The following is a 26045-nucleotide window of genomic DNA, read 5'->3' on the forward strand; positions in this document are numbered from 1 at the left end:
GGTGTGGCCGTCTTGGCCCTGCCGACCGCGGCGGTGGCGCACCCGGACCACGACCTGCCGCCCGCATCCGACTTCCAGAAGGTCACCCTCAACGACTTCCCCGGTGAGCCGATGGCGCTGGCCGTGCTGCCGGACGGCCGGGTGCTGCACACCGCGCGGACCGGCGAGGTGCGCGTCCACGAGCCGTCGACCGGTCGTAACGTGCTGGCCGCGACCCTCGACGTCTACCAGCACGACGAGGAGGGCGTGCAGGGCGTCGCCATCGACCCGGACTTCGAGCACAACAAATGGGTCTACATCTACTACTCACCGCCGCTGAACACACCCACGGACGACCCGGAGACGCCGACGACGAACGAGGGCGACGCGCCCGCCGAGGGCACGGCGGCCGACTTCGCGCCGTTCAAGGGCCTGTTGCGGCTGTCGCGGTTCAAGCTGTACGGCAACACGCTCAAACTCCACACCGAGCAGAAGATCATCGATGTCGCCACCGACCGCGGCCAGTGCTGCCACGTCGGCGGAAAGATCGACTTCGACCGGCACGGGAACCTGTTCCTGTCCACCGGTGACGACAGCAACCCGTTCTTCTCCGACGGGTTCGTACCGATCGACGAGCGGCCGAACCGCAACCCGGTGTTCGACGCGCAGCGGACGTCGGCCAACACCAACGACCTGCGGGGCAAGCTGCTGCGGATCAAGGTGGGCAAGAACGGCGGGTACACGGTCCCGCGCGGGAACCTGTTCAAGCCGGGCACGCCCAAGACCCGTCCGGAGATCTACGCGATGGGCCTGCGCAACCCGTTCCGGTTCACCGTCGACCCGCACACCAGCGCGGTCTACATGGCCGACTACTCGCCGGACGCGCGCGCCGCCAACCCGGCACGCGGGCCCGCCGGGCACGGGCGCTGGATGGTGATCGACAAGCCGGCGAACTACGGCTGGCCGTACTGCGTGCAGCCGGACATGCCCTATGTGGACTACGACTTCGCCACCGGCGTGTCGGGTGCGCCGTTCAACTGCGCGGCTCCGGTGAACGAGTCGCCGCGCAACACCGGGCTGCGGAACCTGCCGCCGGTGGAGCGCTCCGAAATCGCGTACTCGTACGGGCTCAGCCCGACCTTCCCGGAATTGGGTACCGGGGGCATCGGGCCGATGGGCGGGCCGGTCTACGACTACGACCGCCGGTCCAAGTCGCGGATCAAGTGGCCGTCGTCGTTCGACGGGCTGCCGCTGTTCGCCGAGTGGACCCGTGACTGGGTGAAGGCACTGCACGTCGACCGTACCGGGGTCACCCAGATCGACGCCGTGCTGCCGGAGCTCGTCTTCGACAACCCGATGGATCTGGAGTTCGGCCCCGACGGCGCGCTCTACGTCCTGGAGTACGGCGACGGCTACTTCGCCGAGAACCCGGACGCCCAGCTGTCCCGGTTCGACTTCGTGCGCGGCAACCGGACCCCGATCCCGAGGGCGTCCGCCACGCCGACCTCGGGCCAGGCGCCGCTCACCGTGACGTTCTCCAGCGCCGGCACCGTCGACCCGGACGGCGACGCGCTGCGGTACGAATGGGACTTCGACGCGGACGGCCGTGTCGACTCCCGGCAGCCGAACGGCACCTGGACGTTCACCGAGAACGCCGACTACCGCCCGACCCTGAAGGTCACCGACAGCACCGGCCGGTCCGCGTCGGCCGAGGTGATCCTGCCGGTCGGCACCCTCGCTCCGGTGGTCCGTTTCGTGACACCCGTCGAGGACCAGCCGTTCGAGTTCGGCGACACGGTGACGTACGAGGTCGCGGTGACCGACGACGCGCCGATCGACTGCTCGCGAGTCACGGTGCGTTACATCCTCGGGCACGACCAGCACGGGCACCCGCTGTCCACGTCGCAGGGCTGCACCGGTTCGATCACCACGTTCCTGGACGGTGGCCACGCCGGTGCGGACAACCTGAGGGCGGTGTTCTTCGCGTCGTACACCGACACCGGAACCCCGCCGCGGACCGGAACCGATCAGGTGGTCCTCACGCCGGGAGAGTGACACACCCCGTTTCCCGGGCGCCGGCCGGGCCTCTTGAGAGGCTCGGCCGGCGTCACTCTGTGTGATGCCCTCACCGAGAGCAAACCTACGTTAACGTGAGGCGAACATCACACATCCGGCCGACATCGTGATGCACCCGGCGTGATCGATCGACAACCCGCTGTTCAACTTTGGGAAACGTCAGGTTAACGGGGGCCGAATCTTGTACATGTGTCGTTCGCCCTCTGGCTGCGAGTGGCATTGCTCCGTCACGATCACGACGTGACAGAAACATCCGTGATCTTGGCGCTGGTGGTCCTCACGGCCCTGGCCTTCGATTTCACCAACGGTTTCCACGACACCGCGAACGCGATGGCGACCTCCATCGCGACAAAGGCGCTACGGCCCAAGACCGCCGTCGCCCTCTCGGGTGTTCTGAACCTGGTCGGCGCGTTCCTCTCCGTCGAGGTCGCGCTCACCGTCACCAACGCCGTCGTCAAGATCCAGGACAAGAGCGGCGCACCCAAGGCCGAACTGCTCGCCGACGGCGGCACCGGCCTGCTCCTGATCATCCTGGCCGGCCTCGTCGGCGGGATCATCTGGAACCTGCTCACCTGGCTGTTCGGCCTGCCGTCCAGCTCGTCGCACGCCCTCTTCGGCGGTCTCGTCGGCGCCACCCTCGCCGGTCTCGGTGTCGCGGGCGTCAACTGGAACGGCGACGGCTCGAAGCTCGACGGTGTGGTGGGCAAGGTGCTGCTCCCGGCGGTGATCTCCCCGGTGATCGCGGCCGTCGTGGCGGCGGTCGGCACCTGGCTGATCTTCAAGATCACTACGGGTGTGGCGGCGCGGTTCACCGAGCAGGGCTTCCGGTGGGGCCAGATCGGCAGCGCCTCGCTGGTGTCGCTGGCACACGGGACCAACGACGCGCAGAAGACCATGGGTGTCATCACTCTCGCCCTGATCGCGAGCGGTCACTGGAGCGACCTGGAGAACATCCCGCTGTGGGTCAAGGTCTCGGCGGCGCTGGCCATCGCGCTGGGGACCTACCTGGGTGGGTGGCGGATCATCCGTACGCTCGGTAAGGGACTCACCGACATCAACCCGCCGCAGGGAACCGCGGCCCAGTCGGGCGCCGCGGCCGTCATCCTCGCCTCCAGCCACCTCGGCTTCGCGCTCTCCACCACGCACGTCGCCACCGGCTCGGTGCTCGGGTCCGGCCTCGGCCGCCCCGGCGCGAAGGTCCGCTGGGCCGTCGCCGGCCGCATGGTCGCCGCCTGGATGATCACGCTGCCCGCGGCCGGCCTGATCGGCGCCCTGACCTGGTACATCGGCAACGCGGTCGGCGGTGTGGCCGGAGCCCTCGTCGTCTTCACGCTGCTGGTGGCGGCGTCCGGAGCGATGTACGTCCGCTCGCGCACCGGCCGGGTGGACCACGAGAACGTGAACGACGACTGGGACGGTTCCGCTCCCGCCGCCGCCACGCCCGTACCCGCCGTCGCGGCCAACTGAGAGGCGATCAGCGATGCACAACCTCGGTTTCGCGCTCGACGGCGCCTGGCAGGTCCTGCTCGCCGGCCTGGTCCTCGGCGCCGGCCTGCCGATCCTGTTCGCCCTCGGCATCCGCTCCCTGGCCTGGGGCGCCGGCGAGGCGTCGGTCAGCGCGGACGGCGTCACCGCCGCCGGACCCCGGCGCCCAGTCGGCACGGCGATCGGATACACCCTCTTCGCCGTCGTCGTCATCGGCGTCCTGCTGGGCCTGACCTTCATCGTCGCCACGGGCTTCGGCTACAAGCTGGATTTCTCCCACATCTTCCCGACCCTCGTCGCCAAGTAGCCGTCAGACGTTCGTGAGGCCCGGCGTGCGCACGCCGGGCCTCACCTTTCGGGACCTCAGTAGTTGTCAGAGCAGCGAACGGGCCAGGACGCCCACGTCCGGGTTGTCGGTGAAGAGGCCGTCGATTCCGGTACGCAGGAACGTGATCTGCTCGTCGATGGCCTTGCCGTAAGCGGTGGCGTCGGCGCCGACACGCAGCTCGGCCGGCAGGAACGAGTTCTCCGCCCGGAACGTGTACGGGATGACCTTGAGCCCGGCCCCGTGCGCGTCCTTGACCAGGGTCGTCGGAGTGCCCAGGGTGGCGTCCGCCTTACGCGGGATGATCTGGCCCTTCTCCGGGCCGATGCCGTCCACGTACTCGGACAGCTCCTTGAGACCGGCCGGCGTCAGGTAGTCGGCGTACGGCCGCGGGTCGTTGTACGGCGTGCCCGAGGCGCTGCTCAGGAACACCAGCGGCACCTCGAGCCGGTGCTCGTCGGCGAAGGTGCGCAGGTTGGCCGCCTCGAACGACTGCACGAACACCTTCGCACCGCGCCGGTCGAGCCCGTTGCGGCGCAGCGCCCGCACCAGCGGCTTCTCCAGCTCCAGGCCGAGGCGCTGGAAGTAGGTGGGGTGCTTCGTCTCGGGGAACACGCCCAGGTCGCGGTCGAGCTCCTTGGAGAGCCGCTTGCGCAGGTCGAGGACCTCCTGGAAGGTCGGCACCTCGAAGAAGCCGTCATAGAGCGTGTTCTGCTGGCGTACGGCCGGGATGCGCTCGGTCGCGCGCAGCGTCTTCAGCTCGGCCAGCGTGAAGTCGTGGGTGAACCAGCCGGTGACGCTCACCCCGTCGAGCAGCACCGTCTTCCTCCGGTCGGCGAACTCGGGCCGCGACGCGACGTCGGTGGTCCCGCCGATCTCCGGCTCGTGCCGGCAGACCAGCACGCCGTCCTTCGTGATGACGAGGTCCGGCTCCATGTAGTCGGCGCCCATCCGCGCCGCGAGCTCGTACGACGCGAGCGTGTGCTCCGGCCGGTACCCGGACGCGCCACGGTGCCCCACCACGAGCGGCGCGGCACGGTGCCCACCGTGCCCGCCGGATCCGGCCCACGCGGGCGCGGAAGCGGTCCCAGCCAGCACCGGCGTAGCGGCGGCAACCGCCCCGAAGCGCAGCACCTGACGGCGATCAGCCACGTTCTCCTCCACCGTTCCAGTCCCCGGCGCCACCCGCCGAAGCCCCGACAGGCAGTCGACGTGATCGATTCGTCGCGAAGGAGAAGGGTTCGTGGCGTGTCCACTAACAAGCGGGGGACACTGAGATCACCGCCAGGGTGTTCCGCAGGCGCCTCGCCTCTCTGACGAGCCGGGAGCCGCCGCGCCGGGCGGCCACCTCGGACAGTGCCGGGATCTCGGCGCGTGCCCCGGCGGCGGTGGCGGTGATGGTGGCCAGTTCGAGCAGGTCGGGGAGCCCGCGCGGGGCCGTGGCCAGCAGAGCGGGAAGGGCGGCCGCGAGCGCCTCCCACACGGGGGCGGACGCGCCGGCCCGGTGGGCGTCGGCCAGTGCCGGCACCACTCGGCTCAGCTTCACGGTCCCGTCGGAGCCCAGGTCACCGAGGTCCGCACCGAGCGCGGCGGCGAACGGCTCGGGCCGGGCGGCCAGGGTCAGGAAGGCGTCCACCGCGGCGACCCGGTCGGCGGGATGCCGGGCGCCCAGCCCGTAGACCAGAGCCAGCGTCATGGCCGGGCCGATCGGGCCGGAACACTCGGCGAGCAGCGGCAGCAGCGCGGCGTCCCGGCGGTCCTGGTCGGCCAGCACGGCCACGGAGGGAAGCGCCCAGGCGGCGGCGACCTCGCGGTGCTGCGGCAGGACCATCGTGAGCACGCCCGGCTCGTCGGGTGAAGTCCAATAGGTCTCCGGCCGCGGCCGCCGCGTCAGCGTGACCAGCGCGTCCTCGAGAAGAATCCAGCCGTCGTCGGTGCGGGCCGACTCCAGGTTCACGACGACCCGGCGTTTCACCTCGGTGCCGTGTTGCTCGAACCGGGTACTCACCGGGTCCGGCAGCCCGCCGGCCCGCAACCACCCGGCCAGCTGCCGGCCCTCCGCCGAGGTCAGCGCTCCCGCCCGCGCGAGCACGTCGTCCCCGGCGGTCCGCGACACCCGGAGCAGCGCCTGCTGAAAATCGAGCGACCACGGCCGGCACCCCGCACCCTCCACCCGGGCCAGCCGCTCGACCAGCACCGAGGCGTCGAGGGCGCCGTTGACATGGGTGGGCGTGGCCAGCAGGACCGGCACCGGCGCCCGGGTGATCTGCACGGCCAACTCGGCCAACCGCAGCGTGAGAATCCCCGACGGCGTGTTGATCAGCGACCGGTCCATGCCCCCGCCCACGTCGGTCAGGCTCCGCCGCACCACCCCGAGCAGCCGCTCCCGCATCACATGCCCGCGCTCCCGCCCGATCCGCGCCCCGATCGCCTCACCCAGGAACGGAACGCGCCCCCACCGATCGGTGAAGCTGCTCCGATAGCGATCGAGCACCGGCCCCAGGGACTCCTCGAGCCCCTCCACGGGCAGCTCCACCAGTGCCGCCATCACCCGCTCCCACCCCACCGCGACGGAGTCGTGCAGGAGCCCCACCACCTCCTCCGCCAGCTCAGCCGGACCACCCACCCCGGCCGCCATCCGCGCGACGCCCGCCCCCGGCACCGCAGCCGCGTCCGGCCTCCCCGCGCTGGTGCCCGGTGCTGCCTCAGCCGCCCCCGGCCTCCCCGCGCTGGTCCCCGGTGCTGCCTCAGCCGCCCCCGGTGTCTCTGACTCCGTGAACTGGGCCTCCGCCACAGCCGGGTGCGGCGCAACCGTGAACAGCGCAGCCGCCCGAGCCGCCAGCTCCCCGGTAAGCCCACCGGCGGCCTCGGCCAGCCGCTCCCTGACGACCCGCCCTGCCGCGACTTGGCCGGCCTCGTGCGGCCCGTCAGCGGCGCCGTCCAGCGTTGGCAGGTGGCTGCCGATCACGGTCAGGGCGCGTTCCTGAATGTCGAGCGTGGGATGCCCGAGAGCCGGCGCGACCGCCTCCAGGATCTCGCCGAGGCGGTCCGGGGTGCGGCGAGCCCTCTTGTCGAGCCACGTCAGTTGTGCGCGGATGACGGTCTTCTCGGTGCGGGTCAGGGCGGCCGCGCACGCCTCCAGGAACTGCTCCGTCTCCAGAAGGCCGGCCTCGTCGGTCCTGCGCAGCGCGCGCTGGGCGAGAGTGGCGATCGTGGACGGTCCCTGTGCGAGCAGGCCGAGGTAGGAGCCGGCGTGTCCGGCGAGCTCGGCGGGGGAGGGGGCGAGGGCCTCGTGCAGCATGGCGAACGGTTTCAGGTGTGCGGGGCGGTCGCCGCGCACGAGACGGTCGACGGTTGCGTCCAGCACCCACGCTCGGTCGATGAGGCCGTCGGCGGCGAGTCCGGCGACGGCCGCGGGGAGAGTGGGTGTGTCGTCCCACTTGCCGTCCTCGTAGCCACCGACGTTGAGCCAGTCGCCGATGCCGTCGAGGTCGAACAGCGCGGGAAGCATCAGATCCAGGTAGGGCAGCGCCCGCAGTCGCGAGCCGGCCAGCGACAGCGGCCCGTCGTGCACCGCCGCGAGCCAGCCGATCACGAAGCCCTCGGTGACCGGTGGGCCGGCCCTGCCCTCCTCCAGGAGAGCCGCCACGAATCGCCACTCGCCGGCGCGGACGCCGTCGTCCGGCAGCCGCTGCGCCAGCCGGACGCCGAGGTCACCCACCCAGCTCAGCTGCCGGGCCCGCGCGATCGCCAGGAAGTGCTCGACGGAGATCTGCTGCCACTGAGTCATCCCCCAGTGGCGCAGCAGCGGCACAGCCCGCGCGGCCGACGGCATGCACGCGATCACCGCAAGCGCATAGCCCGCGGCTCGGTGATGGCGCCCGTGCCACCAGCCCCGCTCAACCTTGATCCGGGCCTCGAGCTCCGCGCCGAACGCCAGCCGATCGCTCTCCTCCACAGCGAGCAGCGCGGCACTCAACGCCCCGGAGTCACCGTCCCGGACGTATCGATCGAACAGCACCCACGTGATCGGCATGCCGGACAACTTAGGGCCCGGGTACGACACTTCGCCGACCCGTCAGGCATCGATCGCCGCCAGCAGGCGCCTGGCCTCCCGCACCACGCGCGTGCTGCCACCCCGCCCCGCCACCTCCGCGAGTCCCGCGATCTCACCCCTGGCCCCCACGGCGCCCGCCACCCGCGCGGCCAGCTCCAGCAGATCCGGCAGGCCCCGCGGCGACACGGCCGGCCCGGCCGGCGACGTCACCCCGCCGGCCATCCGGCGGCCCCGCTCCACCGGCAGAACCGAGGGCAGCGCCGCCGCCACCACCTCCCAGACCGCCGCGGACGCTCCGGCCTGGTGCAGATCAGCAAGCGCCGGGACGGCACGCGACAGCGTCACCAGCCCGTCCCCGGCCAGGTCACCGAGCTCCACCCCGACAACGACCGCGAAGTCGGGGGACACCGTGGCCGCGATCGTGCGGAAGGCGTCCACCGCCGCGACGCGGTCGGCGGCGTGGCGGGCGCACAGTCCGTAGGCCAGCGCCGCCACCGTTGCCGGGCCGATCGGGCCGGAGCGGCCGGCGAGGAGGGGGAGCATGCCGGCGCCCTGATGGTCCTGGTCGGCGAGCGCGGCCACGTCGGCGACGAACCAGGCCGCGAGCACCTCACGGTGGTGGGGGAGGGCCATGGCGAGGGCCTCGAAGAGGTACGACGAGGAGGACCGCAATCGTGGCTCGCCCGGCGGTTCGACCGTGAACAGCGCCTTCTCCAGGTGGAGTGGCAGGCCCTCGGTGCGGCCCGGGCGCAGGCGGGCCACGACACGGCGCCGCACCGCACACTCGCCGACGCCGGCGAACACCTGCTCGAACCGGGTGCTCACCGGCGCGGGAAGTCCTCCGCCCGCCAGCCAGGCGGCCAGCCTCCGCCCGTGCACCGACGTGAGGGTGCCCGCCCGGTCCAGGACAGCGGCATCAGCCGGAACCGCCACGCGCAGCAGCGCCTGGTCGAAGTCGAGCGCCCACGGATCCCAGCCACCGGCCTCCGCGCGGGCCAGCCGGTCGATCAGCACGGCCGGGTCGATGCTGCCGGTCACGTGCGTAGGAGTGGCGAGCAGCGACGGCACCGGCGCCCGCCCGGCCTGAACCGCGAGCTCGCCGGCGCGCAGTTTCAGCAGGTCGGCGGGAGTCTCGATGAGGGGCCGGCCCGGCACGCCCGCGTCCTGCCAGGCGAGCCGGACCATGTCGGTCACCGGCTGGGCCGGCTGGTGCCCGGGAGTCCCGTCCAGCACGGCGCGGACGGCCTCGGCGAGGTAGGGCAGCGCACCCCAGGCCCCGAGCCGGAAGGCCGCCGAGTTCCTGGCGAGCACCGGCTTGACCGCCGCGACCTCGCCCCGCTCCAGCGTGACGAGAGCGGCGAGCACCCGCTCCCACCGCACCCCGCTCTCGTCCTCCACGAGCGCCGCCAGCTCCTCAGCCAGCTCAGCACCACTCGAGATGCCCGCCGGCATCTCGGCCACCGGTGAAGAGGGGAGCGTGGCCCAGGTCAGCGACATGCCGACACCCTAGGGCCACGGTCCGACAGAAAATCAGAGCCGCAGATGGCTCCAGTCGAGCAGGCCCTCGCCGAGATCGCGCACGGTTGCCAGCAGCCCCAGGCGGGCCGCCCGGAGTGCCGGGTCGTCCGCCATCACGAAGATCTCGTCGAAGAACAGGTTGAGCGGCGCCACGAGCGGGCCCACAGATCCCACAAAATCAGAAATGTCGGAAAAATTGGATCCGGCGATCGGGGCGACGGCTGAATGCAATGAAACCTCAGCGGGTTCCTTCAGGAGCGACGCGTCATATCCGGCCGGGGTTCCGGCGGGAACAATGCGGCGAGCGCGCGAGACCGCCTCCGCCACGCTACGGAACTCCGGATCCGCGACAGCCGGCGACAAGGATTCCAGCAGGGAATCCACGAACGACGGACGGGCGAAATGCGGCAGAACGGCCCGCACCCGGTCCACCGGCTGTCCCTCCTCCACCAGCACCTGTTCGAGCCGTTTGGCGAGGAATTCCGCACAGGCCGGGACCACCGGCGGCGGCACCGGAACCGGCTGCGCGGCCGCCGCGAGAGAAAGGGCCGAGACGAGGTCGAGGGACGAGAACGCCGGTGTCGCCCGATGCACCGCCAGCAATCCGAGAACAGCCCGCCGCACCGCGAACGGGTCACTCGACCCGGTGGGCAGGCCCACCGTGGCCGCGAGCCCCGCCACCAGGTCCAACCTGTCCGCCAGCGACAGCAGTGCTCCGGCCACCGTGCCCGGTAGCGCGTCCCCGGCGCTGCGCGGCAGCTCCGCCTCGTAGACGGCCTGGGCGACCGCGCGGTCCGCACCGGCGTTCAGCGCGTAATCGCGCGCCATCACCCCCGCGAGGCTGGTCATCTCCGTGACCAGTTGCGAACCCAGATCGAATTTGACGAGCGACGCCGCCCGTTCGAGTGCCGGCGTCCGAACGCCCAGTCCGTCGGCCAGGAGAAGCGCGAGCCGGGCGATCCGGGAAGCGCGATCCGCCATCGACCCCAGCTTGTCGGTGAACGTCAGCCGCGTCAGCCGCGAGCGCATCTCCTCCACCGGAGTCGCGAGGTCGGCGCGGTAGAAGAATGCGGCGTCCTCATATCGAGCGCGCAGCACGGCCTCGTTTCCGGCGCGGACCAGTTCGACGTCGACCGGGCCGTTCGCCACCGTCACGAACATCGGCAGCAGAGCGCCGTCGGCGTCGCGCACCGGAAGATATCGCTGGTGCTTTCGCATGACCGTGGTGAGCACCGCGTCCGGCAGCGACAGATATGCCTCGTCGAACGTTCCGAGAAGGGGCAGCGGCTGTTCCACCAGATCGGTCACCTGATCGATGAGCGCCGATTCACCCTGCAGGTCGACGCGGCCGTCGGGATAGACCAGGTCCTGCGCGCCGATGACAATCAGTTCGCGACGGTCCTCGTGGTCGGCGACGATTCCGTTGACGCCCAGCGTCTCCAGGAAAGTCTCCGCCGATTCGACCTCGACGACAGACGGTGAGGCAGTCCGCAGCAGCCGGGTGGAGCGTCCCGCGGCGAGTGCCGACACGCTGACCGGCACCACGTCGTCGCCCCAGAGCGCCGTGAGCCAGCGGATCGGCCGGCTGAAGGCCAGTTTCGGGTCGTTCCAGCGCATGTTCTTCGCGGCACGCAGACCGGTCACCACTTGCGCGAGCACAACGGCGAGGACTTCGCCTGCCGCGCGGCCGGCTTCGTGCTTTTGCAGAACCACATGGGGTACGCCGGAAAGCTCGGCGGTCTCCACCTGGTCGATTGTCGCGCCCTGCCCCCGCAGGAAACCCTCGAGCGCTTTCGTGGGCGTGCCGTCAGCTCCGTACGCATGCTGGGTCTTTGGTCCTTTGACCGTGCGCGACCAATCCTCCTCGCGTGCCCCCACCTCCGGAACGACGGCGATGAGCCGGCGCGGTGTCCCGAAGATCCGCACCTCGCCGTGCGGGAGCCGGGTGGCCGCCAGGCCATCGGTGAGAAGGCGCCGCACCTGCTCGCGTGCCGCACGCAGCTCGGCCGGCGGAAGCTCCTCGGTGCCGATCTCGAAGGCCAGCGTGCGCGGCAGCGTGCCGGTCTGCGCCGCCGCGGGAGGACTCGCGGCGGCGAGCGGTTCCACCAGGCCGAGCGGATGCTCCAGCTCGGCGCGACGGGCGACCCAGAGCCTGGCCACCTCGCCGGCCAGCCGCCGCATCCGGGCGAACTCGGCGGCCCGCTCGGCGGTGGAGACAGCGCCGCGGGAGTCCAGCACGTTGAAGGCCTGCGAGCACTTGAGCACGTAGCTGTGCGCGGGCACGGGCAGCCCGGCGTCGATCATGCGCTGCGCCTCGCCCGCGTAGATCTCCAGGAGCCGCCGGTTGGCCTCGACGTCGGCGTCGTCGAGGTAGTAGCGGGACATCTCGTACTCGGACTGGCCGAAGACCTCGCCGTAGCTGACGCCGGGCGCGTACTCGATCTGTTTGAAGTGGGTCTTGTCCTGCAGGGCCATGATGATCCGCTCGATGCCGTAGGTGATCTCCACCGACACCGGATCGAGGTTCAGGCCGCCGGCCTGCTGGAAGTAGGTGAACTGGGTGATCTCCAGGCCGTCCAGCCAGACCTCCCAGCCCAGGCCCCAGGCGCCGAGCGCGGGGGAGGCCCAGTTGTCCTCGACGAACCGTACGTCGTGCGCGGCCACGTCGATGCCGAGCGCGCGCAGGCTGCCCAGGTAGAGCTCCTGCGGGTTGCCGGGGTCGGGCTTGAGGATCACCTGGAGCTGGGTGTGTGTCTGCAGCCGGTTGGGATTCTCGCCGTAGCGGGAGTCGTCCGGCCGCACCGACGGCTCGACGTAGACCACCCGCCACGGCTCCGGGCCGAGCACCCGCAGGAAGGTCGCCGGGTTGAGCGTGCCCGCTCCGACCTCGGTGTTCATCGGCTGGACGACCAGGGCTCCCTGATCCGTCCAGTACGTGGTCAACCGGGCGAGCGCGTCCTGCATGGTGAGCATGGGACCGAAGTCTAGATCTGGGACGATCGGACGTACTCCTTGACGGTGACGCGCTGGTCCGCGGTGAAGGACAGGTCGCAGGCGGCCGGTCCGGTCCACGCGATCGAGAAGTGCCCGCGCCGGGCCGCCGGGTTCAGGTCGAAGGTGACCGGGCCGGTGCCGTCGGGGAAGTCGCGCCAGCCGGGGTCGCCCGCCGAATAGGTGCCGGTCCGGTCGGCGGTGAACCCGATCCGGCCCCTGGCCTGCGGTGTGTCGCAGGTGCGGGTGAACGTGACCCGCACCGGTCCCGGTTCCAGCTGGTGCTCCGGGCCGGTCCGCCCGCAGGTCGCCCGGCAGTCGAGCCGGGTGCCGCCCCAGGTGTAGACCATGCGGTTCTCGGTCCGGGTGGTGAACACGGCGAGGCCGTCGACGGCGTACGCGGTATAGCGGTTCTTGCCGCGCACCTTGGCGTCGCTGCGGTACGTGGCGTAGTAGTCGCCCGAGGTCTTCGCCTTGGTGGCCAGCTTGAAGTGCCCGGCTCCGGTGCTCCGGACCGTGCCGAGGAGCACCTTGCGGCCGGTCTCGTCCTCGAAGTGCACGTCGACCCGGCCCGCGTAGCCGCTCCTGCCGGGCCCGATCCTGCCGGTGAGCGTGATCGCGGCACCGGCCCGGACCTCGCTGCCCGCCGGTCCCGCGGTGAAGTCCATCGTCGGCGTCTGGTTCGGCGGCGGCGCGGCGAGGCCCGGTGCGGCGCCGGCCAGGCTCGCGACCACCGCGAGCCCGGCCGCGAGGAGGCTCTTTCTGCCCACCATGTCGTCCTTCCCCATCGGGCGTTTCGGGATAATTCTCCCGAAAACTACCAGGACTGAGAAGGACTCACGGCGTTACCGCTTGGTAGGGCGCGTCAGGCACCGGCCAGCCGTACCCCGCCGCCACCGCGTTTGGCCTGGTACATCGAGGCGTCGGCGTCACGCATCATGGCGCCGTACTCGGTGGCGTGGTCGGGGAAGAGGGCCACGCCGATGCTCGCGCCGATCTTCACCTCCTGGCCCTCGATGTCGAACGGCTCGCGCAGGGCCACGCAGATCCGCTCGCCGGCGTCGAGCGCGGCCGACTGGTCCGGGTCGCCGGTGAGCAGCACCGAGAACTCGTCGCCGCCAAGCCGGGCCACCAGGTCGGGCCGGTGGATCGTGGCCTGCAGGCGCTTGGCCACCAGCTGCAGCAGCACGTCGCCGGCGTGGTGGCCGACCGTGTCGTTGACCTGCTTGAAGCCGTTCAGGTCGAGCAGCAGCAGGGCGACCCGGGTGCCGGTCGCGGCGGCCACCTCGACCGCCTCCTCGGCCCGGTCCAGCAGGTGCTTGCGGTTCGGCAGCCCGGTCAGCGAGTCGTGGAACGCCTGGTGGGTGAGCTCCTCGACGTGCACCTGGGCGGCCTGCCGCATCCGGGCGCTGTCCATGATGAGGGCGCCCTCGACGGCGAGCTGCTGCGCGAGGAGCCGGTCGCGGGCGCCCCACTCGCGGGTGGCGGTCGAGTCGCCGGCCATCACCATGCCGACCGGCCCGTTGCCGGACATCAGCGGGATGGCGATGAAGGACTGCACGCCGATGGTCTGTGCGAAGCCACCGGTCCGTGTCTTGGCGGTCTTGATGTCGCTGATCATCACGGGCTCGCCGGACTCGGCCGATGCACGCCACACCGGTGACTCGGCGGCCAGCTTGCCGAGCAGGTTGTCGTCGAGTGCCCGGCGGATCTCCGGCGGGAAGCCGACACCGTGCACGTAGCGGATCCGCCCCTCGGCGTCGATCAGGTGCAGACCGGCGTGCTCGGTACGAAAAGCCGTCGCACAGGACTCGGCCAGGAGCTCGGCGGCCGACTCGATGCTGCCGGCGGTCATACCCTGCTCGAACAGCTCCTGGATCGTCGCGCTGCTGTGCGCGACGAACTGCCGCTGCTTCTCCGCGGCCAGACCCTGCAGGGTGGTGGCGAAGTGCAGCGCCATCGTCCAGATCGTGTCGTCGCGCAGCGCGGCCAGCTCCGGCCCGGTCAGCAGCAGTACGCCGACGGTCTGCCCACCGATACGCAGGCGGATCGCCATCTGCTCGCCGTTGACCACGGGCTTGCCACCGGCCGGCGCACGGAACACCTTGCCCGCGACGAGCTGATCGCGCCGCCCGGGCTCGCCGATCCGGGCGGTCGGCGTCATCATGCCGGTCTCCGAGTCCAGCTCGAAGACGGTCGCTGCGGTCAGCCCGGCCACCGCTCGCAGGTGCGGCGCGGTCAGTTCCAGCACGTGCTGCACCGAGGGCGTGTCCTTGGTCATGAACGCCACGAGCTCGGCCAGCATCAAGCCCTGCTGGTCCGGGGTGATGTCCAGCTCGCCTGGCCCGTCGGTCACGGGTTCGGCTGTGTGCACTCCGCTGCCCACGTTCATGGCCCTAGGGTCGGCACACCGCCGCCGGGGTTGAGCGCCCCGAGCCACCGCGCTGGTGCAATCCGGGTGCGGTGCCGCCGGGACCAGGTGTTTCGCGAGGCAGAGTGCCTGATCGTCGCATTTGCGGGTGGCGATTGCGGGCCCCGCGGGGGCAGCATGAACTCGTGGTTGCTCCGGTGTTTCCGGATCATTGCGCTGGGAGCGCTCCCATGTAATGCTGTCCACATCGGCCAACGATCCCCACCGATGTTTGGCCGCCGTTCCCTCGGCGCTCCCGCGCCCACCCCCGTCTCGAGGAGTTCTCAAATGAGACCCATCCCCACCCGTGCCCGCGCGCTCACGGCAGCTGTCGCCGTGAGCGTCGTGGCCGGCGGCGGCGCCGTCGCCATGGCGAACAGCGCGAGCGCAGCGGCCGGTTGTCGCGTCAACTACTCGGTCAACCAGTGGAGCACCGGCTTCACCGGCAACGTGACGGTCACCAACCTGGGCGACCCGATCAGCGGCGGCTGGCGGCTGACCTGGACGTGGCCGGGCAACCAGACCATCACCCAGGGCTGGAGCTCCACGATCACCCAGTCCGGGACGAGCGTCACCGCCACGAACCCGTCCTGGTCGAACTCGCTGGCCACCGGCGCGACCGCCAACTTCGGCTTCAACGCGAACTACTCGGGTACGAACACCGCGCCGGCGAGCTTCTCGCTCAACGGCACGGTCTGCACCGGCACCGTCCCGACCGGTGGGCCGTCGAGCCCGCCGCCGAGCTCGCCGTCGAACCCGCCGCCCAGCTCGCCGTCCACCTCGCCGTCGACCTCGACCGGCCCGGTCGGCCCCCGGGTCGACAACCCGTACGCCGGAGCTCGCGGCTACGTGAACCCGGAGTGGAAGGCCAAGGCCGAGTCGGTCTCCGGCGGCAACCGGGTCTCCAACAACCCGACCGCCGTCTGGATGGACCGCATCGCCGCCATCAACGGCAGCAGCGACAGCAGCTCCAACGGCGCGATGGGCATGCGGGCGCACCTGGACGCGGCCCTGACGCAGGGTGCCGGCTACATCCAGTTCGTCATCTACAACCTGCCCGGCCGGGACTGCGCGGCGCTCGCCTCCAACGGTGAGCTCGGCGTGAACGACCTGCCGAGGTACAAGACCGAGTACATCGACCCGATCGCGGCGATCCAGGCCGACGCGAAGTACCGCAGCCTGCGGATCATCAACATCGTCGAGATCGACTCGCTGCCGAACCTGATCACGAACGTCGGCGGCCAGGCCGGTGCCACGGCCACCTGCGACACGATGAAGGCCAACGGCGGCTACGTGCAGGGCATCGGTTACGCCCTGAACAAGCTCGGCGCCCTCGCCAACACCTACAACTACGTCGACGCCGCGCACCACGGCTGGATCGGCTGGGACTCGAACTTCAACCCGACCGCCGACATCATGCTGCAGGCCGCCCAGGCGTCCGGCAACGTGCGCAACGTGCACGGCTTCATCACCAACACGGCCAACTACTCGGCCCTGCGGGAGACCAACTTCAACATCGGCACCTCGGTCGGCGGCACCTCGGTGCGCCAGTCGAAGTGGGTGGACTGGAACCAGTACGTGGACGAGCTCACGTTCGCCCAGGCCTTCCGGACCCGCCTGGTCTCGATCGGTTTCGACTCGGGCATCGGCATGCTGATCGACACCTCCCGCAACGGCTGGGGCGGCTCCGCGCGGCCCACCGGCCCGAGCAGCTCGACCAACGTCGACACGTACGTCAACGAGTCCCGCATCGACCGCCGGATCCACGCCGGCAACTGGTGCAACCAGTCCGGTGCCGGCCTCGGTGAGCGCCCGACGGCGGCGCCCGCCAGCGGTATCGACGCCTACGTCTGGGTCAAGCCGCCGGGTGAGTCGGACGGCTCCAGCAAGCTCATCCCGAACAACGAGGGCAAGGGCTTCGACCAGATGTGCGACCCGGCCTACGCCGGTAACGCCCGTAACGGCAACAGCATGTCGGGTGCACTGGCCGACGCTCCCATCTCGGGTGCGTGGTTCTCGGCCCAGTTCGCCCAGCTGATGCAGAACGCGTACCCGCCGCTCTCCTGACCTGCGGTTGCTCCATCCGGTAAAGGCCGGCGCCTTCGGGCGCCGGCCTTTGCAATACAAGTGCATCGTGACGTACGGTTGCCCGCATGGCGAAGGTGTGGGCTCTGATCCGATTCGTGGTGCTCTACGAGCTGCGGCTCTGGGCGGCGCTGTTCCGCTGGATCGCGCGGCGGCCCGTCCCGGTCGAGCCGGGCACACTGCGCTTCGGGTACGTGGGTGCCATCAAGCTGATCCTCGGAGCCTTCATCGCCGTCTCCGCCGTCGAGATCCCGATCCTGCACCTGATGATCCCGTGGGAGCCGGTGCGCGTAGCGCTGCTCGCCCTCGGCGTGTACGGCCTGTTCTGGATGTTCGGGCTGGCCGCCACCATGAGTGTGTACCCGCACCTGACCACGCCGGACGGCCTGCGCATCCGTAACAGCATCACGCTCGACCTGCCGCTGGACTGGGCCGCGGTCGAGTCGATCACGGTGCGCCGCCGCTCGATGCCGCCGGGCGGCCAGACCCAGCTCGAGGACGGTGTCCTGTCGCTGGGCATGGCCAGTCAGACCAGCGTCGACGTGCGCCTCACGGAGCCGGCGGTTGTGCCGGTCCGCAAGACGCGCGGCGAGCCGGTCCGGGAGATCCGCTTCCACGCCGACGACCCGGAGGCCCTGGTGGCCGCCGCCCGGACGGCGATGGATCAGGCCTTGGCGACGAAGAACCGGTAGACCGCCGTGTACGGCACCGCGGTCGTGGCGGTCCCGCTGCAGGCACCGGCCGGCGCGATCCCGCCCTTGGTGTCCAGTCGCTGGATGTAGGTCACCTTTCCGAACACCCCGTCACCGCGGGTGAGCTTCGCGGTGATCCGCAGCTGCGGGATGCTGTTCGGGGTGCTCGACGGTGCGCGCACCGCGCTGGCCCCGTCGCCCTCCAGCAGCGAGCCGTCCTGGTCCGACTGCCAGCTCGGGCCGCGGAAGTGCAGCGCGGTCACCTTCTTCACCGGGCTGAGCCGGACCCCGGTCAGCGTGGCGGCCGGCTCGATCAGCGTCCAGACCGCGTTCTGGCAGCCGTAGATCTGCACGCCACGGGCCTTGAAGACGGAGTCGACGACGTTGCCGGCCGGCGGTGCGAGCTCGGCGGGCACCGTGGGCTTGCCGCCGAGGAAGCTCTCCTCCTGCGTGGTGGCCGGTTTGCCGGCCGCTGACTGTTCGGCCGTGCCGGCGAACGAGATTCCGGCCGGTACGGCCACCGCGGCGACGGCGACAGCGGCGAATCCGGCGGAAATCGACAATCGGGACCTGAGCACAGAGTCCTCCCCAGTGGACGGTGATGTCGGCCACCGACCGTAGCGGTACTCCGTCCGCGGGGACCGGTTGAGTCGGGAAAGTTACCGGGGCGATCCGGGCATCGTGTAGAAGCCGGTCGGAATCATCTCCTCCCGGCGGCGGGCGGCGCGGGCGCGCGAGCGGATGCGCAGCAGCATGAGCAGGCCGAGGAAGACGAAGACACCGCCGACGATCAGCCCGGGACCCAGCAGGGAGGTCTCCTCGGCGGCCAGGGCGGCGTCGACCTCGTCCGCGTCGCCCGCGCCGGCCGGCGGCGCGGCACCCGCGTTCCCCTCCGGCGCCACCGCGCCGGCGCCCTCCGACGGCTCCGCGGAGGGCTCCCCGGTCGGCTCGGGGCGGTCACCGCCGGTCACCTCGGTGGCGGCTCCGCCGGTGCTGAGCAGCCGGTCGCGTACGTCGAACGCCTGCGCCTCGAACTGCACGTCGTCCGCGTCCGGGCCGTCGAACTCGATCTGCCAGCGGCCCGTCACGGTCCGCCCACGGCACAGCGTCCCCGGGTCGACCCGCTCGTCGACGATGCGCGTGGTGACACCCTCGGTACGCGTCTGCACCGGGAACGCGCGCTCCTCCTCGATCCGGGTCACCTTTAGCTGGTCCGGGTTGATCGCGGTGTGCACCAGCAGCGCCCACCGCACCTTGCGGCACTGGCGGTTCTGCGAGGTGACGACGGCGGTCACGGACTTCGCGTTGCCACCGGCGGTGAACTTCGCCGGAGCGTCGACGGTGACGCTGAAGCCCGGCTCGTCCGCGGCGGCCGGCGCGGCCCACCCCGGGCCCACCGCAGCGGTCAGGCCGGTCAGCACGGCACCGGTCAGTGCGGTCGTGCGACGACGCATGACGATCCCCCTCATCCAGGCATGGACCTGCACTACATAGTTCGCCGGCGGGGGCCGAATGGTTCACCCGGTGCTCCGCATCACCCCCCGACGCACTTTAAATCTTCCTTAGGGATGCCCACGTTCCGTTGTTTACGCAGGTCAGAGGCTCATTGCCAAAAGTAGCCGCGCCGCTACGCAAAAAGTTTCGACGGCGTTCATCCGATCCCGGGCCACCTTCGTAATCCGGGGTGGACGCGGACTGTGGCGCGGCAGGGGATAGCAGGGCCACAGAATGCGTTCGGCAGAGCTTGAGCGCGGGGTGTTCCCCACGGACACCGGCGTCCCACCGCCCACGGGACGTGACCGCACCAAGGAAAACGAGGAGTCAATGGCCCGGTCGAAGAACAACCAGCGAGCCGCCGCCCCCAGGCCGGTGGCTGTCGACGTCGAATCCACCGGAACACGTTCGGCGCCGGCATCCGCAGTACTACTGCTCGTCCTGTGCGTCGTGGCCGCTCTCTGGGCCGTGGCGATGATGACGAAGCCTGGCCGTGTCGCGTACTACTACTTCTTCATCTACGCCGAGTACTACATGGGCGTCATCAGCCTGGTGTCGCTCTCGATAACGATCATGATCGGCCTGGTCGCGACCGACCGGCTGGTGCTCTCGATCCGTCAGCGGGTGCTGCTGCAGTCCGGCCACCGCACCACCGGCCTGATCGCGGTCTCGGCGCTGTTCGTGCACGTCTGGACGAAGTTCGCCGAGGACCACATCGGGTTCATCGACATCGTCGTCCCGTTCCTGTACCCGGGACTGAACAAGGTCTACGTCGGCCTCGGCACCATCTCCGCCTGGGTCATGGTGCTGGTGATGTGGACCGGTATCGCCCGGTCCCGGTTCATCGGGATGGGCAAGCCGTGGATGTGGCGCAGCATCCACGCCGTGTCGTACCTGATGTGGCCGCTCGCCCTGATGCACGGTCTCTCGGCCGGCCGCCCGGCCGCGACCTGGGTCACCGTCAGCTACGTCGTCTGCGTGCTCGGCGTGCTGATCGGCCTCGCCGTGCGGCTGTCGGTCAGCCTGAACCGCAAGAAGGACTTCGCCTCACCGGCCGGTGTCGGTGGCGCCAAGCCGAACGAGATCGGCAAGCTGGTGCCCACCAGCGCCGCGCCGATCCGCCGGTCCTCGCGCCGCGCCCCGGAGCCGCAGGCGGACCTGATGGCCCCGGCGGCACCCGACACCTGGGTCCCGGCGGCGCGCCCGGTCAGCCCCGCCCCGGCGCCCCGCCCGCCCGCGATGGCTCCGGAGGACGACTACGCGCCCGCTCCGGCGCCTCGGCAGCGCCGCGCCGCCGAGGACGACGACCGCTACGACACGTCCACCCGGGCGATCTCGCGGCGTGCCATCGAGGAGGAGCGCTACCGGTACGAGGAGGAGCCCGCTCCGCGCTCCCGGAGCAGCCGTTCCCAGGAGATCTACGACGCCGGCCCGCGCCGCGGCCGCCGGTTCGACGACGACGAGCCGGACCCGCGCGAGACCACCGGCACCCGCATGCGCCGTGACGACCTCGAGTCCACCGGCACCCGCATGCGCCGTGACGACCCGGAGTCCACCGGCACCCGCATGCGCCGGTACGCCGACGACGAGCCGCCGCCCCCGCGCTCGCGCCGCCGTGAGGCCGAGTACGACGACGCCCCGCGTGGGCGCCGCGCCGACGACGGCTACGACGACGCACCCCCGCCGCGCGGCCGGTACGAGGAGGAGCCGCCCCGCCGGCGCGGCGGCCGCAGCCAGTTCGTGGACCTCTCCGCCGACGGCTACGACGACAGCCCCACCCTGGTCGACGCCGCACCGCGCCGTTCCCGGCGCGCGCCCGAGCCGGACTACGAGCCCCGCGGCGGCGGCCGCCGGGCCCGCGGCCGGGCGGACGAGGACGAGGCCTATTTCTCCCAGTTGCGCGGTGAAACGAATTGAGTACGGCACAGGTTCCACCCGTCACGGCGATCGGCACGCCACGCATCACGGCGGGCTTCGACGAGTACGGCCGCCTCGACCTGGTCGCCCATCAGGAGGTGCACGGCGGGTTCGCCGCGCTGACCTCGGGCGAGCTGGTCGGGCTGGCGGACCGGATCGAGCTGCGCGGCCGTGGCGGCGCAGGCTTCCCGTTCGCCCGCAAGGTGCGCGCGGTGATCGACTCCTGCCGCCGGCAGGAGCTGCCCCCGGTCATCGTGGTCAACGGCACCGAGGGTGAGCCGCCGTCGTGGAAGGACAAGGCGGTCCTCACCCGGGGACCGCACCTGATCCTGGACGGCGCGGCACTGGCCGCCGCGGCGCTGGACGCCGAGGAGATCGTCATCGGTGTCGCCGACGACGGTGTCGGCCTCAGTTCGATCACCGCGGCGCTGGCCGAGCGCAAGATGCCCTGCCCGACCCGGATCGTCACGGTGCCGCACCGGTTCATCTCCGGTGAGGGCGGCGCGCTGGTCCGCGGCATCAACGGCGAGGCGCACATCCCGCCCGGCCGCAAGGTCCGCTCCAGCGACAACGGCGTGATGGGCCTGCCCACCCTGCTGTCGAACGCCGAGACGTTCTCCCAGCTGGCGATCGCCGCGCGGCTCGGGCCGTGGGAGTACAACTCGGTCGGCATCCCGGAGGAGCCGGGCACGGTCATGCTGACCGTCGGCGGCTCGGCCACCGCTCCGGCGGTGGTGGAGGCGCCCAGCGGCACCCCGCTCATGGAGGTGCTGGAGATGTGCGGGGCCGACCTCGGCCCCGGCCTGCTCGTCGGCGGCTACCACGGCAAGTGGGTCACCGCCGAGGCCGCGAAGACCATCACGATCTCGCGGAAGGGCTTCGCCAAGGTCGGCGGCACGCTCGGCGCCGGCATGCTGATCCCGATCGGCTCCAAGACCTGCCCGCTCGGCGAGGTCGCCCAGGTCGTGCAGTACCTGGCCGGCGAGTCGGCCGGCCAGTGCGGCCCGTGCCGGATGGGCCTGCCCGACCTGGCCCGGGCGGTCACCCTGGTGTCGCTCGGCGGCAGCGCGCTGGAGAGCGTGCGGCAGGCGGCCGGCATGGTGAAGGGCCGGGGGGCGTGCAGCCACCCGGACGGCACCTCCCGGTTCGCGCTGTCGGCGATGGAGGTCTTCCACGCCGACGTGGAGGCGCACGCCAACGGCGAGGGCTGCGGCAAGCAGGTACGCGGCATCCTGCCGCTGCCGTACACGGCGGAGAAGGGCGCGCGGAAGCTGGCCCTGGACTGGTCGCGGTGCGACGGGCACGGGCTGTGCTCGGCGGTCGCCCCCGAGATCATCCGCCTCGACCAGAACGGCTTCCCGGCGTTCCCCCAGACGCCGCTGCCGCCGTGGCTGGAGAACGGCGCCCGCAAGGCGGTCAACGTCTGCCCGGCGCTGGCACTGCGACTGACCGAACCGACGACGACGAAGTGAGCCGAGGCCGATGACGAACGGGCGGGCGGTACGCGTACCTCTGCTGTGGGGTTTGTTTCTTGCCGCCGCGATAGCGGTGAGCGGATGCACGACGCTGCACCAACCGTCGTCAGCGGCCGCTCCGGCGCCGTCGTCCTCGACCCGCACCACGCCGGTGGCGCTCACCTTCACCGGCAAGACGCTGGACGGGGCCGCGTTCGACGCGGCCTCGCTGGCCGGCAAGCCGGCCCTGCTCTGGTTCTGGGCGCCCTGGTGCGCCACGTGCGCGAGCGAGGCGCAATCGGTGGGTGACATCTATGACGAGTACGCCGACCGCCTGGGCATCCTCGGCGTCGGCGGTCTCGGCACCACCGACGCGATGCACGAGTTCGTCCGCGACCTGGAAGTGGAGAAGGTGCCCCACCTGGCCGACACGCCCGGCAAGATCTGGCAGCGGTTCGGGATCGCGCAGCAGAGCTGGTACGTGCTGATCGACCCGGAGGGCACCATCGTCTACCGCGGCTACCTCGACGACCTCGAGCTCAACAAGCGGGTCAAGGAGATCACCGCCTGACCGGGCGGCTCACCCGGTCGGCGCCTTGGCGCGCAGCACGTTGAGGAACTCGCGCATCCAGCCCGGGTGGTCCGGCCACGCGCGCCCGGTCACCAGGACTCCGTCCACCTGCGCCTCGCTGTCGGCGAACGTGGCTCCGGCCCGGCGCACGTCGACCGCGCAGGCGGGGTACGCCGAGACGGTGCGCCCGTCGAGCACCCCCGCGGCGGCCAGCACCAGCGGGCCGTGGCAGAGGGCGGCGACCGGCTTGTCAGCTTCGAAGAAGTGCCGCACGATCCGCAGGCAGTCCTCGTCGTTGCGGATGTACTCGGGTGCCCGGCCGCCGGGCAGGACGAGGGCGGCGTACCCGGCCGGGTCCACGTCGGCGAAGGCCAGGTCGGCCGGCCAGGTGTGCCCTGGCTTCTCGGTGTAGGTGTCGAACCCGTCGACGAAGTCGTGCACCACGAACTGCAGCTTCTTGGCGGCCGGTGCGGCGATGTGCACCTCGTACCCCTCCTCCAGCAACCGCTGGTACGGGTACATCACCTCCAGGTCCTCGGCCGCGTCGCCGGTCAGGAGCAGGATCCTGGTCATGGTCGCCTCCGGTGGGTCACGATGGGCATCATCGCCCATCGTGTCCGGATGGCTACCGTACGTCAAACATCAGAACGTGGTCGGCGGGGTGGTCGCCGTCGCCCAGTCCGGCTTCTCGGCCGGCATCAGGATCCAGAGCAGCGGGTAGATCAGGATCTGGCTGCCCGGGATGACGAACAGGATGAGCACGAAGAGCATCCGGGCGATCCACGGGTCGATGCCGAATCGGCGCCCGAGGCCCGCGCACACGCCGGCGATCATCCGGCCGTCCTGCGGGCGGACCAGGCCCTGGCGGGCCATCGAGTCGTGCACGGCGTTCATGGTGGGTCTCGCTTTCGCTTCACTGAGTCCCTCGCGGTGAGGAACCGGTGACTCAATGGTGATCCGCGGTGGCCTCCGCCGGTATCCGGCGACCCCCGGACCCGACCCCTGGATTCGGCCTCGGGGGTTACCGGGAGGCCGTGGGTTAGCATTCGGGACCGCCGCGATCATGGTGACCTCGCGGAGGGTGTCGGGTTCCGCCACCTGGCCTGTTCGGGCAGAGACAACGCCCTATACAGTGCCAGCGGCGAGGAGAACAGGGCCCGCCGTGGGGGCCGCCGGGGGGCACGAGCATGGTCGATGGCACATTGCCGGGTGAGCGGACGCAGCCACTGCGCCCGCGCGACCCGCGCGCCCTCGGCGACTACGAGCTGGTGGGGCGCCTCGGCGAGGGCGGGATGGGCACGGTCTATCTCGCGCGGACCGGCGGCGGCGTGCTGGTCGCGGTCAAGATGGTGCGTGCCGACCTGGCCCACGACGACGAGTTCCGCCGCCGGTTCCGCAGCGAGGTGAACCGGGCCCGGCAGGTGCCGCCGTTCTGCACCGCCGAGGTCATCGACGCCGACCCCGACCACGAGCACCCCTACCTAGTCGTGGAGTACGTGGACGGCCCGACCCTGGCCGAGGTGGTCGAGCAGCGCGGGCCGCTGACCAAGTCGAACCTGCACGGCGTGGCGATCGGGGTGGCCACCGCGCTCACCGCGATCCACGGTGCCGGGGTCATCCACCGCGACCTCAAGCCCCGCAACGTGCTGCTCGCGCCGGGCAGCCCCAAGGTGATCGACTTCGGGATCGCCCGGGCCATGGAGGCGACCAGCGGCAACACGCGTACCGACCAGATGGTCGGCACGGTGGCGTACATGGCGCCCGAGCGGTTCGGCTCGGATCCGGAGATGCCGGTGACCCCGGCCGCCGACGTGTTCGCCTGGGGCGGCGTGGTGGCGTACGCGGGTACCGGCACCACCCCGTTCAGCGCCGACTCGCCGCCGGCCACCGCGGCGCGCATCCTCACCCAGCCGCCGAAGCTCGACGGGCTGAGCGCGCCGCTGCGCGACCTGGTGGCGCACGCGCTGGAGAAGGACCCGGCCAACCGGCCCAGCGCGCGGGAACTGCTCGACCTGCTGATCTCCGGCGACCGGCCGGCGGCCACCGCGGCGGCCCTCGCCGACCAGCCCGCGCTGCGTGCGGCGGCGGTCGAGGCGCAGGCCGTGACGGGGTACGCGGTGGAGCCCGCCCCGGCCGTCACCGAGACCACCCCGGCGCTGGACATCCCGCCCGGCCTGATCGGCTACGACGAGAACTCGATCGTCACGATCCCCATCTCGGCGCCGCCCGGCGACCTGCCCGAGCTGGAGCCGGCCGAGCCGTCGGCGCGCCGCTGGGTGCTGCCCGGCGCCGTGGCGTTCCTGATCGTGGCGGTGGTGGCCGGTGCCGTGATGCTCGCCCTGTCGCTGCGCCCGCCCGGCGGCAGCGCGACACCGATCGCCGCGCCGTCGTCCGCGGCCACGCCGTCGGAGCCCACCGATCCGCCGCGGATGGCCGACCCGCTCGTCCGCGAGTTCCTGTGGCGCGCGGCGGAACTGCCGGGCCAGGGTGCCTGCTTCTTCGAGGACGGGCTGGTGGCCCGCCGCGACACCGAGGGCACCTACAAGTGCAAGGGCCCGCAGGACGAGCTGGCCGACGACCTGCGTGCCGAGGTCGGCGTCAAGCTGCTCACGCCGAACAGTTGCGCGGCGATCTGGTTCCGCAACACCGGGACGGTCGGCGGTTATCAGGTACGTGTCTGCGAGCGCAACATCTACGTCGGCGTGCACTACGCGTCCGGCAAGATCACCGTGTTGCAGACGCTGCCGCTGGTGGACGCGCCGATCCCGCTCGGCGAGGTGACCCGGATCGGCCTGACGGTCGAGGGCGACACGGTGCGGGTCTCGCGCGGTGACTCCGTGGTGGGGATGGCGGCGCTCACCGAGGAGAAGATCAAGTCCGGGCGGGTGCTGCTCGGCGTGTTCTGCGAGCGGGACGCGGCCAAGCAGGGGCCGTACTCGGCGGCCTTCACCGACCTCAAGATCTGGACGCTCTGACGTCCGGCCCGGGCGT

19 protein-coding genes are annotated in these 26045 nt (G+C 71.3%); 9 read left to right on the forward strand and 10 right to left on the reverse strand.

Annotated features, from left to right (window positions below; genetic code table 11):
- The first annotated feature begins 3 nt into the window (after nt 1-3).
- The 3 genes from AB0M02_RS12930 to AB0M02_RS12940 all read left to right on the forward strand — a co-directional run bounded on the left by AB0M02_RS12930 (nt 4) and on the right by AB0M02_RS12940 (nt 3847).
- Nucleotides 4-2034 (forward strand): PQQ-dependent sugar dehydrogenase, encoded by a 2031-nt coding sequence (locus AB0M02_RS12930; RefSeq protein WP_364225386.1) that lies wholly within the window; start codon nt 4-6, stop codon nt 2032-2034.
- A 261-nt stretch (nt 2035-2295) separates the two neighbouring features.
- Nucleotides 2296-3522: an inorganic phosphate transporter gene (locus AB0M02_RS12935; protein WP_364225389.1), complete on the forward strand. Its 1227-nt coding sequence runs from the start codon at nt 2296-2298 to the stop codon at nt 3520-3522.
- A gap of 13 nt (nt 3523-3535) precedes the next feature.
- Nucleotides 3536-3847 carry a hypothetical protein gene (locus tag AB0M02_RS12940; RefSeq protein WP_364225392.1) on the forward strand — a complete coding sequence of 104 codons (312 nt, stop codon included), beginning with the start codon at nt 3536-3538 and terminating at the stop codon, nt 3845-3847.
- A 66-nt stretch (nt 3848-3913) separates the two neighbouring features.
- On the opposite strand, the gene AB0M02_RS12945 is transcribed toward AB0M02_RS12940, so the two are convergent.
- From AB0M02_RS12945 to AB0M02_RS12970, 6 genes are all read right to left on the reverse strand, one after another.
- Nucleotides 3914-5017 carry a glycerophosphodiester phosphodiesterase gene (locus AB0M02_RS12945; RefSeq protein ID WP_364225395.1) on the reverse strand — a complete coding sequence of 368 codons (1104 nt, stop codon included), beginning with the start codon at nt 5015-5017 and terminating at the stop codon, nt 3914-3916.
- A gap of 103 nt (nt 5018-5120) precedes the next feature.
- Entirely contained in the window at nt 5121-7901 is a 2781-nt protein-coding gene (locus tag AB0M02_RS12950; protein ID WP_364225397.1) for a DUF6493 family protein, read from the reverse strand.
- A gap of 42 nt (nt 7902-7943) precedes the next feature.
- Entirely contained in the window at nt 7944-9419 is a 1476-nt protein-coding gene (locus tag AB0M02_RS12955; protein ID WP_364225400.1) for a DUF6493 family protein, read from the reverse strand.
- Between the two features lie 33 nt (nt 9420-9452).
- Entirely contained in the window at nt 9453-12413 is a 2961-nt protein-coding gene (locus AB0M02_RS12960; protein WP_364225403.1) for a glycine--tRNA ligase, read from the reverse strand.
- Nucleotides 12414-12424: 11 nt separating this feature from the next.
- Entirely contained in the window at nt 12425-13204 is a 780-nt protein-coding gene (locus AB0M02_RS12965) for a hypothetical protein (RefSeq protein WP_364225405.1), read from the reverse strand.
- Nucleotides 13205-13296: 92 nt separating this feature from the next.
- On the reverse strand, nt 13297-14823 hold the full coding sequence (locus tag AB0M02_RS12970) for a sensor domain-containing diguanylate cyclase (protein WP_364225408.1): 1527 nt from the start codon (nt 14821-14823) through the stop codon (nt 13297-13299).
- Nucleotides 14824-15129: 306 nt separating this feature from the next.
- Here AB0M02_RS12970 and AB0M02_RS12975 point away from each other — a divergent pair, with 306 nt between their 5' ends.
- Nucleotides 15130-16908, forward strand: coding sequence for a glycoside hydrolase family 6 protein (locus tag AB0M02_RS12975; protein ID WP_364225411.1), 1779 nt, complete (start codon nt 15130-15132; stop codon nt 16906-16908).
- Between the two features lie 86 nt (nt 16909-16994).
- Nucleotides 16995-17618, forward strand: a complete 624-nt coding sequence (locus AB0M02_RS12980) for a hypothetical protein (RefSeq protein ID WP_364225414.1) — start codon at nt 16995-16997, stop codon at nt 17616-17618.
- Here the strand turns inward: AB0M02_RS12980 and AB0M02_RS12985 are convergent.
- Together AB0M02_RS12985 and AB0M02_RS12990 are read right to left on the reverse strand one after the other, a co-directional pair.
- A complete protein-coding gene (locus AB0M02_RS12985; RefSeq protein WP_364225416.1) occupies nt 17591-18196 on the reverse strand; it encodes a DUF3455 domain-containing protein in 606 nt (201 codons plus the stop codon). The two genes, AB0M02_RS12980 and AB0M02_RS12985, sit on opposite strands and share 28 nt — an antisense overlap.
- Before the next feature lie 81 nt (nt 18197-18277).
- A complete protein-coding gene (locus tag AB0M02_RS12990; RefSeq protein ID WP_364225419.1) occupies nt 18278-19072 on the reverse strand; it encodes a hypothetical protein in 795 nt (264 codons plus the stop codon).
- Nucleotides 19073-19442: 370 nt separating this feature from the next.
- Here AB0M02_RS12990 and AB0M02_RS12995 point away from each other — a divergent pair, with 370 nt between their 5' ends.
- From AB0M02_RS12995 to AB0M02_RS13005, 3 genes are read left to right on the forward strand one after another with little or no spacing between them, the layout of a single operon-like run.
- Nucleotides 19443-21029, forward strand: coding sequence for a translation initiation factor III (locus AB0M02_RS12995; RefSeq protein ID WP_364225421.1), 1587 nt, complete (start codon nt 19443-19445; stop codon nt 21027-21029).
- Complete coding sequence (locus AB0M02_RS13000) at nt 21026-22501, forward strand: NADH-ubiquinone oxidoreductase-F iron-sulfur binding region domain-containing protein (RefSeq protein ID WP_364225423.1); 1476 nt, start codon at nt 21026-21028, stop codon at nt 22499-22501. The genes AB0M02_RS12995 and AB0M02_RS13000 overlap by 4 nt, the downstream gene beginning before the upstream one ends.
- Nucleotides 22502-22511: 10 nt before the next feature.
- The gene (locus AB0M02_RS13005; RefSeq protein WP_364225426.1) at nt 22512-23054 is read left to right on the forward strand and encodes a redoxin domain-containing protein; all 543 of its coding nucleotides are present in this window, start codon (nt 22512-22514) and stop codon (nt 23052-23054) included.
- Nucleotides 23055-23063: 9 nt separating this feature from the next.
- Here the strand turns inward: AB0M02_RS13005 and AB0M02_RS13010 are convergent, their stop codons facing one another.
- Both AB0M02_RS13010 and AB0M02_RS13015 read right to left on the reverse strand, forming a co-directional pair.
- A complete protein-coding gene (locus AB0M02_RS13010; RefSeq protein ID WP_364225429.1) occupies nt 23064-23627 on the reverse strand; it encodes a DJ-1/PfpI family protein in 564 nt (187 codons plus the stop codon).
- 69 nt (nt 23628-23696) lie between these two features.
- Nucleotides 23697-23948 (reverse strand): PspC domain-containing protein, encoded by a 252-nt coding sequence (locus AB0M02_RS13015; protein ID WP_364225432.1) that lies wholly within the window; start codon nt 23946-23948, stop codon nt 23697-23699.
- A 293-nt stretch (nt 23949-24241) separates the two neighbouring features.
- Here AB0M02_RS13015 and AB0M02_RS13020 point away from each other — a divergent pair, with 293 nt between their 5' ends.
- Complete coding sequence (locus tag AB0M02_RS13020; RefSeq protein WP_364225434.1) at nt 24242-26029, forward strand: protein kinase; 1788 nt, start codon at nt 24242-24244, stop codon at nt 26027-26029.
- Nucleotides 26030-26045 lie beyond the last annotated feature (16 nt).

Origin of the sequence: Actinoplanes sp. NPDC051861, assembly GCF_040681145.1 — a bacterium.
In the GTDB taxonomy this organism is placed as follows: domain Bacteria; phylum Actinomycetota; class Actinomycetes; order Mycobacteriales; family Micromonosporaceae; genus Actinoplanes.

Bases quoted from the DNA above. Each gene is read 5' to 3' on its own strand.
- AB0M02_RS12940 (WP_364225392.1), top strand. From the start codon at position 3,536: ATGCACAACCTCGGTTTCGCGCTCGACGGCGCCTGGCAGGTCCTGCTC.
- AB0M02_RS12950 (WP_364225397.1), bottom strand. From the start codon at position 7,901: ATGCCGATCACGTGGGTGCTGTTCGATCGATACGTCCGGGACGGTGAC.
- AB0M02_RS12955 (WP_364225400.1), bottom strand. From the start codon at position 9,419: ATGTCGCTGACCTGGGCCACGCTCCCCTCTTCACCGGTGGCCGAGATG.
- AB0M02_RS12960 (WP_364225403.1), bottom strand. From the start codon at position 12,413: ATGCTCACCATGCAGGACGCGCTCGCCCGGTTGACCACGTACTGGACG.
- AB0M02_RS12965 (WP_364225405.1), bottom strand. From the start codon at position 13,204: ATGGTGGGCAGAAAGAGCCTCCTCGCGGCCGGGCTCGCGGTGGTCGCG.
- AB0M02_RS12970 (WP_364225408.1), bottom strand. From the start codon at position 14,823: ATGAACGTGGGCAGCGGAGTGCACACAGCCGAACCCGTGACCGACGGG.
- AB0M02_RS12975 (WP_364225411.1), top strand. From the start codon at position 15,130: ATGAGACCCATCCCCACCCGTGCCCGCGCGCTCACGGCAGCTGTCGCC.
- AB0M02_RS12980 (WP_364225414.1), top strand. From the start codon at position 16,995: ATGGCGAAGGTGTGGGCTCTGATCCGATTCGTGGTGCTCTACGAGCTG.
- AB0M02_RS12990 (WP_364225419.1), bottom strand. From the start codon at position 19,072: ATGCGTCGTCGCACGACCGCACTGACCGGTGCCGTGCTGACCGGCCTG.
- AB0M02_RS12995 (WP_364225421.1), top strand. From the start codon at position 19,443: ATGGCCCGGTCGAAGAACAACCAGCGAGCCGCCGCCCCCAGGCCGGTG.
- AB0M02_RS13005 (WP_364225426.1), top strand. From the start codon at position 22,512: ATGACGAACGGGCGGGCGGTACGCGTACCTCTGCTGTGGGGTTTGTTT.
- AB0M02_RS13010 (WP_364225429.1), bottom strand. From the start codon at position 23,627: ATGACCAGGATCCTGCTCCTGACCGGCGACGCGGCCGAGGACCTGGAG.
- AB0M02_RS13015 (WP_364225432.1), bottom strand. From the start codon at position 23,948: ATGAACGCCGTGCACGACTCGATGGCCCGCCAGGGCCTGGTCCGCCCG.
- AB0M02_RS13020 (WP_364225434.1), top strand. From the start codon at position 24,242: ATGGTCGATGGCACATTGCCGGGTGAGCGGACGCAGCCACTGCGCCCG.